Origin of the sequence: Aureimonas glaciei (assembly GCF_014643375.1) — a bacterium.
In the GTDB taxonomy this organism is placed as follows: domain Bacteria; phylum Pseudomonadota; class Alphaproteobacteria; order Rhizobiales; family Rhizobiaceae; genus Plantimonas; species Plantimonas glaciei.
Genome location: NZ_BMJJ01000002.1, coordinates 100,784 through 114,490 on the forward strand (window position 1 = coordinate 100,784; position 13,707 = coordinate 114,490).

Annotated in this window: 12 protein-coding genes; 2 read left to right on the forward strand and 10 right to left on the reverse strand. The window is 66.6% G+C overall.

The genetic code is table 11. From position 1 onward, the window contains the following. Nucleotides 1-86: 86 nt before the first annotated feature. The 4 genes from IEX88_RS04555 to IEX88_RS04570 all read right to left on the reverse strand — a co-directional run bounded on the left by IEX88_RS04555 (nucleotide 87) and on the right by IEX88_RS04570 (nucleotide 4,653). Complete coding sequence (locus IEX88_RS04555; protein ID WP_188849403.1) at nucleotides 87-1,052, reverse strand: ABC transporter permease; 966 nt, start codon at nucleotides 1,050-1,052, stop codon at nucleotides 87-89. Between the two features lie 78 nt (nucleotides 1,053-1,130). After that, nucleotides 1,131-2,663, reverse strand: a complete 1,533-nt coding sequence (locus IEX88_RS04560; protein ID WP_244639898.1) for a sugar ABC transporter ATP-binding protein — start codon at nucleotides 2,661-2,663, stop codon at nucleotides 1,131-1,133. A 79-nt stretch (nucleotides 2,664-2,742) separates the two neighbouring features. Further along, on the reverse strand, nucleotides 2,743-3,747 hold the full coding sequence (locus tag IEX88_RS04565) for an ABC transporter substrate-binding protein (RefSeq protein ID WP_188849405.1): 1,005 nt from the start codon (nucleotides 3,745-3,747) through the stop codon (nucleotides 2,743-2,745). Nucleotides 3,748-3,978: 231 nt separating this feature from the next. Continuing rightward, on the reverse strand, nucleotides 3,979-4,653 hold the full coding sequence (locus IEX88_RS04570; RefSeq protein WP_188849406.1) for a GntR family transcriptional regulator: 675 nt from the start codon (nucleotides 4,651-4,653) through the stop codon (nucleotides 3,979-3,981). 327 nt (nucleotides 4,654-4,980) lie between these two features. On the opposite strand from IEX88_RS04570, the gene IEX88_RS27025 reads away from it, so the two are divergent. Then, nucleotides 4,981-6,948, forward strand: coding sequence for a methyl-accepting chemotaxis protein (locus IEX88_RS27025; RefSeq protein ID WP_274604575.1), 1,968 nt, complete (start codon nucleotides 4,981-4,983; stop codon nucleotides 6,946-6,948). Nucleotides 6,949-6,962: 14 nt separating this feature from the next. On the opposite strand, the gene IEX88_RS04580 is transcribed toward IEX88_RS27025, so the two are convergent. From IEX88_RS04580 to IEX88_RS04605, 6 genes are all read right to left on the reverse strand, one after another. After that, nucleotides 6,963-7,400 (reverse strand): DUF3830 family protein, encoded by a 438-nt coding sequence (locus IEX88_RS04580; protein WP_188849407.1) that lies wholly within the window; start codon nucleotides 7,398-7,400, stop codon nucleotides 6,963-6,965. Between the two features lie 57 nt (nucleotides 7,401-7,457). Further along, entirely contained in the window at nucleotides 7,458-8,105 is a 648-nt protein-coding gene (locus tag IEX88_RS04585; protein ID WP_188849408.1) for an aspartate/glutamate racemase family protein, read from the reverse strand. A gap of 153 nt (nucleotides 8,106-8,258) precedes the next feature. Further along, nucleotides 8,259-9,140, reverse strand: a complete 882-nt coding sequence (locus tag IEX88_RS04590; RefSeq protein ID WP_188849409.1) for an ABC transporter permease — start codon at nucleotides 9,138-9,140, stop codon at nucleotides 8,259-8,261. 2 nt (nucleotides 9,141-9,142) lie between these two features. Next, nucleotides 9,143-10,021 (reverse strand): ABC transporter permease, encoded by an 879-nt coding sequence (locus IEX88_RS04595; protein WP_188849410.1) that lies wholly within the window; start codon nucleotides 10,019-10,021, stop codon nucleotides 9,143-9,145. A 249-nt stretch (nucleotides 10,022-10,270) separates the two neighbouring features. Further along, nucleotides 10,271-11,560: an ABC transporter substrate-binding protein gene (locus IEX88_RS04600; protein ID WP_188849411.1), complete on the reverse strand. Its 1,290-nt coding sequence runs from the start codon at nucleotides 11,558-11,560 to the stop codon at nucleotides 10,271-10,273. A gap of 41 nt (nucleotides 11,561-11,601) precedes the next feature. Continuing rightward, nucleotides 11,602-12,594, reverse strand: a complete 993-nt coding sequence (locus IEX88_RS04605; RefSeq protein WP_188849412.1) for an ABC transporter ATP-binding protein — start codon at nucleotides 12,592-12,594, stop codon at nucleotides 11,602-11,604. Nucleotides 12,595-12,827: 233 nt separating this feature from the next. On the opposite strand from IEX88_RS04605, the gene IEX88_RS04610 reads away from it, so the two are divergent. Continuing rightward, the gene (locus IEX88_RS04610) at nucleotides 12,828-13,577 is read left to right on the forward strand and encodes a GntR family transcriptional regulator (protein WP_188849413.1); all 750 of its coding nucleotides are present in this window, start codon (nucleotides 12,828-12,830) and stop codon (nucleotides 13,575-13,577) included. The last annotated feature ends 130 nt before the right edge of the window (nucleotides 13,578-13,707 follow it).

A 13,707-nucleotide genomic window follows, 5' to 3' on the forward strand; every position in this document is an offset into this window, starting at 1 on the left:
GACTGGCTCTTCTTCGAAGCGCCCGCCCGCTTTCGTTTGTGTTGTCGCCTGATCTTTCCCGAAAGCCGGAAGGCCCGCTTTCGGGATCAGCGGCTGCGGCGGCGCAGCTGGTCGAAGAAGACGATGACGATGATCAAGACGCCGGTGATCACCCGCTGCCAGAACGAGTTGACGTTGAGGAGATTGGCGCCGTTGTTGATGGTGGCGAGGATGAAGGAGCCGATCAGCGGCCCGTGCACCGAGCCGACGGCGCCGAAGAGGCTGGTGCCGCCGATCACCGAGGAGGCGATCGCCTGCAGTTCCCAGCCCTCGGCCTGCGTCGCATTGCCGATGCCGATGCGCGCGGCGAGGAGCACGCCGACGAAGGCGGCGCAGACGGCCGAGAGCGAATAGGCGACGTAGATCATCGTCGACACTTTCACGCCCGACAGGCGCGCGGCTTCCGGGTTCGAGCCGACGGCGAAGAGATAGCGGCCCCAGCGGCTCATGTGCAGGAAGATGAAGGCCGGCACGGCGACGAGCACGACCATCCAGAACAGGTTCGGCAGACCGAGAAAATCGCCGCGCGAAAAGGCGTTGAAGGCCTCGTTCTTGATGTTGATGGTCGAGCCGTTGGTGATGAGAAGCCCGACGCCGCGCAGCGAGGTCAGCGTCGCCAGGGTGATGATGAAGGGCGGCAGGCCCATGCGCACGATGGCAAAGCCGTGGAAGAGACCGATGGCGAGGCCCAGCAGCAGGGTCGCGCCGACCGCCACCCAGATCGGGAAACCCGCCTGCAGCATCAAGGCAACGATCACCGTGGAAAAGCCGACGATGGCGCCGACCGAGAGGTCGATGCCGGCGGTGATGATGACGAAGGTTTCGCCGAGCGCCAGGATCGCGATCATCGATCCCTGGCGCAGGAGGTTGGCGATGTTGTTGGACGTGGCGAAGTTCGGCGTCGCCACGCTGAGGATCACGCAGAGCAGCAGCAGGAAGCCCAGAAGCGTCAGCGCGAAGAGAAAGCTGTAGTTTCGTCGGGCGACGGACGGGGCCGTGGCGTCGGTTGTCATGGGCGTCTCCTGGAGCCGGGTGGGCATGCGGCCCTGGTGATGGTGAAGCAGTTGGAAGGTGTGGATTGAGTCATGGCGTCAGACTCCGATCGCCTGCGCCAAAACTTCCTCATGGCTGCTTTTCATGAAGTCGTTGGAGGCGACGAGCTTGCCGGAGCGGAAGACATGCAGCCGGTCGGCGAGTTCGTAGACCTCGGGCAAATAGGACGAGATCAGGATGATGCCGGCGCCGCGCTTCAGCAGCGCGCCGAACAGGCGGTAGATCTCGGCCTTGGTGCCGACGTCGACGCCGACCGTCGGCTCGTCGAAGATGAAGAGGTCGGCGCCGTGGTTCAGCCATTTGCCGATGACGATCTTCTGCTGGTTGCCGCCGGACATCGAGGAGGCCAGCGAATGCCGGCTCGGCGTCTTGATGCCGAGGCTGGCGATCTGCCGGTCGGCCGCTTCCGCTTCCAGCTTGCGCGAGACGGTCACGCCGCGCGTCAGCCGCTGGTAGACCGGCAGGTTGAGGTTGAGGCCGATCGGAAGATTGAGGCAGAGGCCCTGGTCCCGCCGGCTTTCCGGCGCCAGCGCGATGCCGAGGCCGATCGCCTTGCGCTCGTCCGAGATGTCGACCTTCTCGCCCTTCCAGAAGGTCTCGCCCTTGGTCTTGGCGGTGCGGCCGTAGAGGCCCATGACGAATTCCGAGCGGCCAGCGCCGATGAGGCCGTAGAGGCCGACGATCTCGCCGGCGCGCACCTCTAGCGAGACGTCGGAAAAGCCGGGGCCCGAGAGGTTGCGCACGTCCAGAAGGGTGGCGCCGAGGGCGATCTTTTCCTTGTGGTATATCTGTTCGAGCGAGCGGTTGATCATCAGCGCCACGAGCTCGGCGTCGTTCGTCTCCGCGATCTGCCGCGTGCCGACATGCACGCCGTCGCGCAGCACCGAGACGCGGTCGGCGAGCTCGAACACTTCCTCCATGCGGTGGCTGATATAGACGATCGTCACGCCCTCCGCCTTCAGGCGGCGGATCAGGGCGAAGAGCTGGTCGGCCTCCTGGCGCGTGAGATAGGCGGTCGGCTCGTCGAAGATGAGAAACTTCGTGCCGCGCAGCGAGGCTCTCGCGGTCGCGACCAGCTGCTGCTGGCCGATGGTCAGCGAGCCGAGCTCGGCCCCGGCCGGCAGCCTAAATCCCATGTCGTCGAGGATCGCCTGCGCCGCGCGGGTCATTTCGCGCTTCTGCAACAGGCCGTAGCGGACCTTTTCGTCGCCGAGAAAGATGTTGGCGGCGACCGACAGGTGGCGGCACAGCACCACTTCCTGGTGCACCGCATTGATGCCGAGATCGATCGCGTCCTGCGGGGAGGCGAGAGCCGACGCGCGGCCCTGCCAAAAGATCTCGCCGCCCGTCCGGCGGATGACGCCGGTGAGGAGCTTGATCAGGGTCGACTTGCCCGCGCCGTTCTCGCCGACGATGGCGTGGATCTCGCCCGGCTCGAAAGCGAGGCTGAGGGGCTTGAGGGCGAGCACCGGCCCGTAGCTCTTTTCCAGTCCCCGCAATTCGAGGATCGGGCCGCCGGGAAGGGCTGCCGCGTCATCCGGCGCGCCTAAGCGCCCCGGATGCAGGGTGATGGGATCTGACACGCGCTTTCCTCCCGGCGTTCCAAAGGGGGACCTCGGTTTGGCGAACCGAGGTCCCGTGAACCAAGGCTCAGTTCACTTTGGGGTTGAGGAGTTCCTGCGAACGCGGCTCGTCCATGTTGGCGGTGGTGATGAGGTTCGCGCCGGTATCGACGTTCTTCTCGACCGTTTCGCCCTTGGAGACGGCGAGCGCCGTCTTGATGCCGTCATAGCCCATCCGGTAGGGGTCCTGGACGACGAGGGCCGAAATCACGCCCTCGCGCAGCAGGCTGACCAGCTTGTCGTCGCTGTCGAAGCCGACCAGCGCGACCTTGTCCTGCGCCTTGTTCTCGGCCACGGCCTGGCCGGCACCCTGCGCCATGATCAGGTTCGAGGCGAAGATGCCGACGAGGTTCGGATTGGCGGTCAGAAGATCGGTGGTGATGTTCAGGCCGGTCGAGGCCTGGCCGTCGGCATACTTGTCGGCGACGAGGTTGAGGCCGGGATATTTTTCCTTCAGCTGCGCGACGAACCCTTCCTTGCGCTGCTCGAGCGAGCCGGCGCCCGGCGCGTTGGTAATCAGCGCCACGTCGCCCTCGGCCTTGCCGCCGTGCTTGGCGGCGATCGCCGCGGCCAGGCCATCGGCGGCGATGCGCCCGCCCTGGACGTTGTCGGTGGTGAGGAAGGAGGAGAACTTGTCGGAATCGGCCGAGGAATCGATGCCGATGATCGGCACGGAAGCCGCCGCCTCGGTGATCGGGGCGCCGAGCGCGTCCTTCTCGGTCGGGGCGATGACGATGGCGGCCGGCGAGCCGGAGACGGCGTTTTCGAGGATCGAGACCTGGCCGTTGACGTCGGTCTCGGCCTGCGCGCCGAGCTCGGGCACGGTGACGCCGAGATCCTTGCCGGCGGCGCGGGCGCCGGCCAGCACGATCTGCCAGTAGAAGGACGTGGTGTCCTTGACGATGATCGGAATGGTGACGTCGGCAGCGCGAGCCGGTGCCGTGGGCAAAAGGCCCGCGCTGGCGACGAGCGCCGCCGCAGCGGTGCCGAGCAAGGTGCGGCGGGTCAGGGCAGTGAGTTTGGTGAACGACATGAATTTTCCTCCCAGAAAACAGATTGCGCGCTGTGCTTGCGACCCACGCCGGCGCCGAACGTGGAGCGATGCTTGAACTCTTCCCCGTCGCCGCGCCTCCCAGCGCCGGCGACTTCGTCTGTTTCGGCCTGTCGCGGAGGCGGCACCGCCAACCCCGGGACGCCGTCGTCCGTCCGCCTTCTGCCGCTTGCGCAGCGGCGGCCGGTCGGTCGCTGTGCCGACCGCCCGGGTCTAGCGCACCGGCAGCTCGTCCGGCCGCCGGGCGATCAGGTCGTCGCGGCTGGAGGCGAGGTGATCGCGCAGGGCGGCCACCATCTCCTCCACCCGGCCGCCGGCCAGGGCGTCGATGATCCGTTGGTGCTCCAGCCTCACCCGCTCGAACACATAGGTCTCCACCGAATAGGTCCGCACGGTCTGGATGCGAAGCTGAATGGATTGGTGCCAGCCGGTCAAGACCTCGTTGCCGCCGAGCTTCATGATCAGTTCGTGGAACTCGCGGTCGAGCGCGATCGCCTTGACGAGGACGGCCTGGCTGCGGGCCGGCATCAGCCTGAGCTGCGCCTGGACGAGATCGGACGCCTTGCGCACGAAGCCGGCGTCGATCTTTCCGGCGTGGAAGCCGACCGACAGCGCGTTCGTTTCGAGCAGGATGCGCGCCTCGTAGATCTCGCCGATATCGGCGACGGTGAAGCGGCGCACGAGCGACGCCCGCCGGTCCGTGCCGGTGACGAGGCCGTCGCGCTCGAGCAGCGCCAGTGCCTCCTTGATCGGCGTCTGGCTGACCGCGAGCTTCTGCGCCAGTTCGTCCGGCAGCAGACGCTGACCAGCGCTGAGCTCGCCCGACAGGATCTTGCTCTGGATTTCCGCATAGGCCTGGCGGGCCAGAGTCGGCCTTCCGATCGTCATCGCGCTCCCTTCCCTTGTCACGCGGAGATCACCACGGCGGTGGATGCGCCGTCAAATAAAAAATTTTCTATTAAGTTTTCGGGCGGGGCGCCGGTGCCTTCGGACGGCGGCTTCCCCTGTTCCGGACGCGCCCCGGAGCCGCCCTGTCGCGTCCGGTGCCCGGACGTCTCGGAGATGTTTCCTGCAAAGGTGACGCGATGGGCCGCCGCATGCTTTTCATGCGGCCTTGGGTTACCAAAAGCACTCCGGAATTATTAGAGCTCGGTTCAGATTATCCAATTATGAAAGAGTAGATTGAGACACTATTGATAAGGCGGGATAATGTTATTGGAATCGCTTTCCATCGCTGGACGACTGCGGCTTGTCATGTGTCTGGCGGCGGCCGCCTTTGTCGCGATGGCCGCGATGGCCTGGGTGCAGGGCCAGAAGGTCATCGACAGCATGGCGGTCGCCGACACGCTGCGGCACGGAATGGGCGAAATCTCCGTGGCGCGTCTCGCCAATGTCCGGCTGGTGCTGGCTGCCATGGACAGCATCATCGACCGCGACGAGGGCGCCGTCTCCCCGGAACGCTTGAAAATCATCAGCGAGGAGTTCGGCATTCTGCGCCAGATGGCCAAGGACGGTCCCTTCTTCGCCGAGATGCTCGGGATGACCGGCGGCATGGATGGCTTTGCCGCCAATGTCGAAAGCCTCGCCGTCGCCGTTTCGAAGACGCTCCCGGCGCTGATCGTCAGCCGCGCGCCGATGGAGGCTTTCGCCGTCATCGACGACACCATCGACGGCTCCGGCGAGGAGCTTTCGAACAAGTTGACGGTGTTGCAGGCCAAGGCGGACGAGCGGCTCGAACAGGAGATCGCGACCGCCGACAAGGCCGCGCACAACGCCTTCTACTTCCAGCTCGGGGCCGCGATCGTCGCCTTTCTCCTCATCGTTCCCCTGATGATGATAATCTCGCAGTCGATCGTGCGGGCGATCCGCTCGCTGGGGCTCAGCATGTCGGCGCTGGCGCGCGGCGACCATCACGCGGCAGTCGCCGGCCTCGGACGTCGTGACGAGATCGGCGGCATGGCCAATGCCGTCGAGGGCTTCCGTCTGGCTGCCATCGAGAACAAGCGCCTGGAGGCCGACGCCTCTTCGGCGCGGGCGGCGCAGGCCAGCCAGCGGGAGCGGCAGTCGGCGCTGGATCATTCCAAGGAGGAGGATCTCCGGGCCTTCGTCGAGGCGGTGGAACAGAGCTTTGACGCGCTGTCGGCCGGCGATCTGACGGTGCGCATGGACCAGGCTGTGGCGCCGGAATTCGAGCCGATCCGGCAGAAATTCAACGCCAGCGTCGCCGAGCTCGAGGCCGCGATCTCGGGCGTCGCCGGCGGCGTCGCGACGCTGCGCACGGGCCTTGCCGAAATCTCCGTCGCGTCCAACGACCTCGCCCAGCGCACCGAACAGCAGGCGGCGAGCCTCGAAGAGACCGTGGCGGCGCTGTCGGAAGTGACCACCGGCGTGAACCAGACGGCCGAGGGCGCGGCCCGCGCTCAGGTCGGCGCCAGCGCGGCGCAGAAGAACGCGGAAAAGGGTGGCGAGATCGTCGCCCGCGCCGTCGCCGCCATGGCCGAGATCGAGCATTCCTCGGAAGAGATCGGCAAGATCATCGACGTCATCGACGAGATCGCCTTCCAGACCAACCTCCTGGCGCTGAATGCCGGCGTCGAGGCGGCACGGGCCGGTGAAGCCGGCCGCGGCTTCGCGGTGGTGGCGCAGGAAGTGCGCGGCCTCGCCCAGCGCTCGGCGGAAGCGGCCAAGGAGATCAAGAACCTGATCTCGACCTCGTCGAAACAGGTCGGCGAGGGCGTCAAACTGGTGACGGCCTCGGGCAAGTCGCTGGAGGAAATCGTCGCGCAGGTCGGTGATATGTCGGCGGTGGTCGCCGAGATCGCCCGGAGCGCCCGCGAGCAGGCGGTGTCCTTGCGCGAGGTTTCGGGCGCGGCCGACCAGATGGACAAGGTCACGCAGCAGAACGCCGCCATGGTCGAGGAAGCCACCGCGGCCGCCCAGACGCTGTCCGACGAGACCGACGAACTCGCCGCCATGGTCGAACGCTTCACCACCAACACCGGCCATGCGGCCAGCGGCCATGCGGCCAGCGGCCATGCCGCCCCGACAGTCCGCCACCAGCCCCCCCGCGCATCCCGCCCGGCGCCGCGGGCCCAGTCCCGCCCGGTGACGCAGATGCGCACCACCGGCGCCGCCGCCGCCGCCTACGCCGATCCGGTCAGCGAGAGCTGGGAGGAGTTCTGAACGGCGGCGCAGGTTCAGGCCGCGATGCCGCCAGCCTCCGTCAGCCGGATCGTCTTCGCTCCGGTCCACAGCGTCTCCCGCCCGAGCCGGGCGAGGTCGTCGAGACCCTCGGTGATGGTCAGGAAGTGGTTGCCGGCGAGCGGCCCGGCCTTGGAAGCGAAGGCGACGGGGCCGTAGGCGAGGAGGAATTCCGTCTCGCTGACGCCGCCGGGATAGAGGATCATCTGGCCGGGCGCCGGATGGCTCGTCGCATTCTCGTAGCCGAGGCCGAAATCATGGGCGCCGAGCGGAATCCAGCAGGCCTCGCCCGACCAGCGGACATGGATGATGCGCTGCTCGTAGGGCAGGATACGGCGCACCGCCGCCACCGTCATCGGCGCCGCCTCGGTTTCGAAGCGCGCGGGAAAGCGGACGCCGTCGATCTCGACCGTGAGGGTCGTGGCAATGGTCATGGGTGTTCTCCTCAAAAGCCGGCGGGCCAGATTCGCGCCCGTGCGCAGGACGGCGGTCTACCCGCCAAGCCGGGCTTCGAGAAGGCGGACGGCGGCGACGACGCCGTCGATCACCGGCAGGCCGAAGCGCGCCGCATAGTCCTCGGCCAGATCGGCCATGCCGGCGCAGCCGAGGACGACGGCGTCCGGACGGTCCTCCGCCAGCGCCCGCGCGATCTCGGCTGCCACCGTTTCGCGCGCCGCGGAGCCCTCGCGCTCCAGCTCCAGCACCGGCACTTCCGACGCCCGCACGAGGATGCAGTCCGCGGCGAACCCGTAGGTCTCGATGTTTCCTGCAATCACCGGAATGGAGACCGACAGCGTGGTCACCACGGAAAAGCGCCGCCCGCCGGTGCGGGCCGCGAGAAAGGCCGCCTCGCCGATGCCGAGCACCGGCTTTTTCGTCAGCCGCCGCGCCTCGAACAGGCCGGTGTCGTCGAAGCAGGCGATGACGAAGGCGTCCACGGCCTCGGCATGCGCGCCGACCAGCGCCAGCAGCCCCGGCACCGCCGCCACGCCGTCCTCCAGCCCCTGGATCGAGGCCGGCCCGGTGGCGGAGGTGAGGGCGACGATCTCGGTGCCGGGAGAGGCCGCGGCTTGCGCCGCCGCGGCGATCTTCGCCGTCATTGACGCCGTCGAGTTGGGGTTGATGAAGCACAGGCGCATGGGGGGCTTTCGGATCGGTATTTTTCGCGGAGAGGGCGGCGGTGTTGCAGGCGAGAGAAGCTCGGAACAGGGGCTCGCACGCGCCTGCGCCGGAAGTCCGCCCGACCCTCCGCTGCTCTCGGCCGTAAACGCGCCCGGGGAGGGACCGGGCGGCTAAATGCCCTTGCCGGCATCGGAGGCGCCGCGCGTCCGGCGGCGGCGCAACAGCAGCCCGGTGCCGAGCGTCAGGCCGATGACGAGGAAGGAGATCGCCGTGGTCATGGTGCCGAGCGCATAGATCGCCGGGGTCGTCACCGTCGAGGTCAGGCCCTGGAGTTCCAGCGGCAGCGTGTTCGGCCCGCCGATCGCCTGGCTGGTCCGGGCGATCTCGTCCCAGGACAGGGTGAAGCCGAACAGGGCGACGCCGACGAGATAAGGCGAAATGATCGGGAGGACGACATGGCGGAACGTCTGCCAGGGCGTCGCGCCGAGATCGCGCGCGGCTTCCTCATAGGCCGGGTTGAAGCGGTTGAAGACGACGAACATGATCAGCATGCCGAAGGGCAGCGTCCAGGTGAGATGGGCGCCGAGCGCCGAGGTGAACAGGCCCATCGCCGACTGAAAGCCGGTGCCGGCAAGGCCCGTGGACTTCAGGAAATCGTCGACGATGCGAAACTCCAGCGCGATGCCGAGCGAGACGACGATCGAGGGCAGGATGAGGCTGGCGATGGCGGTGTAGAAGAGCAGCGTCGAGCCGATGAAGCGGCGGCGGAAGGCGAGCCCGGTCAAGACCGAGATCACCACCGTCAGCACGGTGACGGCAAGGCCGAGCCGGAAGGACCGGCCAAAGGCGGCCCAGACGTCGACGACGCCGAGCCCTTCCCACAAGACGCCGAACCAGTGCAGCGAGACGCCGTTCATCGGAAAGGTCATGCCGCCCTGCGGCCCCTGGAAGGACAGGATGACGATGGTCAGCGTCGGCCCGTAGAGGAAGGCGACGAACAGCGTGAAGAAGGCGGCGAGGAGGTAGAAGGTCGGGGTGCGGCTCTCGCCCATGCTCAAAGCTCCTTGCGGATGTCGACGACCCTTGTCAGGGCGAAGATCATGATGAGGACGGTGAGAAGCAGCACCACGGCATTGGCGGCGGCGATCGGGAACTGCAGGTAGCTGATCTCGACCGAGATGGTCTTGCCGACCGAGGCGATCTGCTGGCCGCCCATCAGGCCGATGGTGATGAAGTCACCCATGACGATGGTGACGACGAAGATCGAGCCGATGGCGATGCCGGTCTTCGACAGCGGGATGATGACGTTCGTCAGCGTCTGCCAGCCGGTCGCGCCGGCGTCCCGTGCCGCCTCGATCAGCGAGCGGTCGATGCGCAGCATGGAATTGTAGATCGGCACCACCATGAAGAAGGTGAAGAGGTGGACGAAGGTGATGGTGACGGAGAATTTTGAATAGAGCAGCCAGTCGAGCGGCGCATCGATCGCCCCGATCTTCTGCAGGGTCTGGTTGACGAGACCCTCGCGACCGAGCAGCGGGATCCAGGAAATCATCCGGATGACGTTGGAGGTCCAGAACGGAATAGTGCAGACGAGGAACAGCACCGACTGGATCGCCTTGCTGCGCACCTCGAAGGCGAGGAAATAGGCGACGGTGAAGCCGATCGCGAGCGTCAGCACCCAGACCACGACGCAGAAGAACAGCGTCGACAGATAGGTCTTGAACGTCGTGCACAAGACCGGCAGCCGGACGATGCAGCGGTCGAACACGTCCATGTAGTTCTGCACGACGAAGGCCGGCTGGATCGAATAGTTCTCGTAGGTCCAGAAGCTGACCACGACGATGAAGATCAGCGGGATGATGAGGAACAGCAGGAAGACCAGCGCCAGCGGCATGGCCTGCAGATAGGGTGCGATGCCGACGCGTGAGGTCATGGAGAGATCCGGTTGAGGAAGGTCTTTGATGCGCGCGCGGCCATTACAGGCGCATCGCTATCAGGAGGGTCGTCATCCCGGGCTTGACCCGGGATCCATTCCAAATCGTTGAAACGATTGAGATCTGCGCCGGAGCGAGCCTTCGGACGACTTGGAATGGATCCCGGCTCGGGGGCCGGGATGACGAAGCCTTGAGCGTGGCGCCTCCTCCTTCAGCGAAGAGGCGCCACGCCGTGCGTTGAGCCCCGCCTACGCTGCGACGAACTCGTTCCACTTGCGGACCATGTAGGCGTCCTCGTCCATCACCGCGTTCCAGCAGGCGATGCCGCCCATGCGCTCCTCGTAGGAGCCGCCGTCGCGCTTCGTGCCCTTGAGGGCGATGACGTCGCCGCCCGGCGACTTGATGTCCTCGGCGGCTTCCTGGCCTTCCATCCAGTAGGCCCATTCGTAGGGCTCCATGACCGCCTTGGCGGTCGGCAGCACGGCGGAATAGTAGCCCTGGCGGTTGAGGAAGGCGCCGGCCCAGCCGGACAGGAACCAGTTCACGAACTCGTAGGCCGCGTCGAGTTTGGGCCCTTCGAGGGTGGCGGGCAGGGCGAAACCCGAGGCCCAGGCGCGGTAGCCTTCCTTCAGCGGCTGGAAGACGCAGTCGATGCCCTTCGACCGCACGGCGGTGACCGCCGGCGACCACATCGACTGGATCACCACCTCGCCCGAGGACATGAGGTTCACGCTCTCGTTGAAATCGGACCAGAGGGCGCGGAACTGGCCGGCCTGCTTCGCCTCGATCAGCGTCGCGATGGTCATGTCGATCTCGTCGCGGGTCATGTTGCCCTTGTCGGGATATTTGTACTTGCCGGTCGCTTCGATCGCCATGGCGGCATCCATGATGCCGATCGACGGGATGTTGAGGATCGAGGCCTTGCCTTTGAACTCAGGGTTCAGGAGTTCCGCCCAGCTGTCGATCGGCCGGCCGATGAGGTCGGGCCGGATGCCGAGCGTATCGGCATTGTACGTCGTCGGGATCAGCGAGATCCACTGCGTCGGCTCGGTCGCGAATTCCTTCGACTTGTTCTCCTTGAGGTAGAGAACCTCCCAGGGCGCGGTGCCCTGGTCGCCGATCTTCTTGCCGCCGATTTCGCCCTTGGTGAAGACGGGCGTGATGTTGTCGAATTCCTTGATCTTGGTGGCGTCCATGCCCATCAGATTGCCCGACGGTACGAACTTCTTCAGCGAGAAATACTCGGTATCGACGATGTCGAAAGTGTTGGGCTGGGTGATGATGCGCTTGGTCACCTCGTCGGTCGTGACCGGCACGTATTCGATGGTGATGCCGAGATCTTCCTTGACCTTGTCGGCGATCTCCTTGGATTGGTTCACCGCCGTGCCGAGATAGCGGAGGGTTTTGGCCTCCTGCGCCCGCGCGCCGCTGACATAGGGAAAGCCGGTGATCTTGCCGGCACCGAGCGTGCCGGCAACGGCCGCCGTGGTCTTCAGAAAACTGCGGCGGCTGACGCCGGTGATGAGCTTTGCGGTCATGACAGTCCTTTGTGCGGTGGGGACGGGGAGGGCGGAAGGGTTCAGGCGCTGGCGGAGAGGACGACCTCGTCCTGCCGGGCCCAATGGATGGTGCGGGTGTCGCCGAGTTCGGCGGCGGCCGCGAAGTAGAGTTCCTCGGGAATGACGGCGGTGATCTCGCCGGCGCGTTGCGTCGCGATGACGAGGGTCACCGAGGCGCCCTGGTATTCGACGCCGCGCACTTCGCCCGACAGGGTCCGCGTCGCCTCGCCGCCCTGGCCGAGGCGGATGCGGTCGGCGCGCACGGTCAGCGGCTGACCTTCCAGGGTGACGACGTTGTGGCCGCCCATGAAGCGGGCGACGAAGGCGGTGCGCGGCCGGTGGAAGACATCCTGCGGCGTGCCGGATTGCTCGATCTTGCCGTCCTTCATGATGACGACGAGGTCGGCCAGCGCCATCGCCTCGTCCTGGCCGTGCGTCACGTGCAGGAAGGAGATGCCGAGCTCGCGCTGCAGCCGCTTCAGCTCGGTGCGCACGCGCAGGCGCAGGAACGGGTCGAGCGCCGACAAGGGCTCGTCGAGGAGGAGAATGCCGGGATCGGTGACGAGGGCCCGGGCGAGCGCCACCCGCTGCTGCTGGCCGCCGGAAAGCTGCGCCGGCATGCGGTCGGCGAAGGGCCCGAGATCGACGAGCTCCATCACCGACGCCGCCTTGGCATAGCGCGCCGCCTTGTCCTGGCCGCGCATTTTCAGCGAGAAGGCGATGTTGTCGCGCACCGTCAGATGCGGGAACAGCGCATAGTTCTGGAACATCATCGCCGTGCCGCGCTTCGATGGCGGCAGGTTGGTGATGTTGCCATGGCCGAGCAGGATGTCCCCGGAGGAGGCGATCTCGTGCCCGGCGATCATCCGGAGCGTCGAGGATTTGCCGCAGCCGGACGGCCCGAGAAAGCAGCAATAGGTGCCGGCGGGAACCCGCAGGTCGACCGCGTCGACGGCGACCGTCTCGCCATAGCGCTTGGTGACCTTGACCAGTTCCAGCGTGCCGTCGCTCATGCCTGTCTCCCGGGATGCCTGACCTCGCCATGCATCGCCCGTGCCAATTGCCCGCGCGCGCCGTTTTTCGGCACACCCGGCGCGCGGGGCAGGCAAGCGGACGCGTCCTTGTCGCATCCTTCGGCAGGCCGCTGCTCCGCTGCACAAATTGTGTACAATCCTTGTGCGCGATTTCCTTTTGCGCTGCAGCGGTCCATCTGACATCTTCGGCGCAATCAGCGAGGGGCGCGGAAATGGCGAAGCCGGGAGCGGCGCGGCAGGGTGAGGAGGCCTCATGGAAGCCGATCCATGACGCGCTGCACGATGGGATCATCCGGCACCGGCTCGACCCCGGCGCCAAGCTCGTCGAGGACGAGATCGCCGAGCTCTTCGGCGTCTCGCGCACCATCGTCCGCACGGCGCTTCAGGCGCTGTCCCGCGATGGCGTGGTGGTGATCCAGCGCAACCGCGGCGCCAGCGTCGCCCATCCCCTGCCGGACGAGGCGCGCGAGATCTTCGAGGCGCGGACGCTCGTCGAGCCGGCGATCGCCGCCATGGCCGCGGCCCGCATGACGGCCAGCGATGGCGAGCGGCTCCGGGCGTGTCTGGCTGCCGAGCACGCCGCCATCGCCTCCGACAATCTGCGCGAGGCGGTGTTCCTCTCGGCCGAATTCCACCGCGTCATCGCCGGCCTGGCCGGGCACACCGTGCTGGCGACGATCGTCGGTGATCTGCTGTCGCGCTCGTCGCTGGTGGTGGCGCTCTATTGGCGTCGGCCCGAGTCGATGTGCGCGAACCATGCCCATCACGCCATCGTCGATGCGCTCGAAGCCGGCGACGGCGAGACGGCGGCGGCGCTGATGCGCACACACCTCATCGACCTTCTGGCGGGCCTCGATCTTTCGGCGCGGCCATCGCGGCGCTCGAGCCTTGCCGAAGCGCTCGCGCCGGGTTCGGATCCGGGACGGTCGGCGTTCTTCGCGGACCTTTCCTCACCGCTTTAGCTGCGCACATTGTATGCACAATTCCGCATGAAGTGAACGCAGATTTATTGGCCAGATCGTGCGATGCCGCCGCTGCATTGCGCTTGAGTGCACTGCGGCGCTATCACCACGAGGCTCAAGGGAAGGGACG

What these genes read in the sequence shown, in the direction of transcription:
- IEX88_RS04600 (WP_188849411.1), bottom strand. Translation starts at nt 11,560, where the DNA reads ATGACCGCAAAGCTCATCACCGGCGTCAGCCGCCGCAGTTTTCTGAAG.
- IEX88_RS04555 (WP_188849403.1), bottom strand. Translation starts at nt 1,052, where the DNA reads ATGACAACCGACGCCACGGCCCCGTCCGTCGCCCGACGAAACTACAGC.
- IEX88_RS04580 (WP_188849407.1), bottom strand. Translation starts at nt 7,400, where the DNA reads ATGACCATTGCCACGACCCTCACGGTCGAGATCGACGGCGTCCGCTTT.
- IEX88_RS04570 (WP_188849406.1), bottom strand. Translation starts at nt 4,653, where the DNA reads ATGACGATCGGAAGGCCGACTCTGGCCCGCCAGGCCTATGCGGAAATC.
- IEX88_RS04595 (WP_188849410.1), bottom strand. Translation starts at nt 10,021, where the DNA reads ATGACCTCACGCGTCGGCATCGCACCCTATCTGCAGGCCATGCCGCTG.
- IEX88_RS04565 (WP_188849405.1), bottom strand. Translation starts at nt 3,747, where the DNA reads ATGTCGTTCACCAAACTCACTGCCCTGACCCGCCGCACCTTGCTCGGC.
- IEX88_RS04605 (WP_188849412.1), bottom strand. Translation starts at nt 12,594, where the DNA reads ATGAGCGACGGCACGCTGGAACTGGTCAAGGTCACCAAGCGCTATGGC.
- IEX88_RS04585 (WP_188849408.1), bottom strand. Translation starts at nt 8,105, where the DNA reads ATGCGCCTGTGCTTCATCAACCCCAACTCGACGGCGTCAATGACGGCG.
- IEX88_RS04590 (WP_188849409.1), bottom strand. Translation starts at nt 9,140, where the DNA reads ATGGGCGAGAGCCGCACCCCGACCTTCTACCTCCTCGCCGCCTTCTTC.
- IEX88_RS04610 (WP_188849413.1), top strand. Translation starts at nt 12,828, where the DNA reads ATGGCGAAGCCGGGAGCGGCGCGGCAGGGTGAGGAGGCCTCATGGAAG.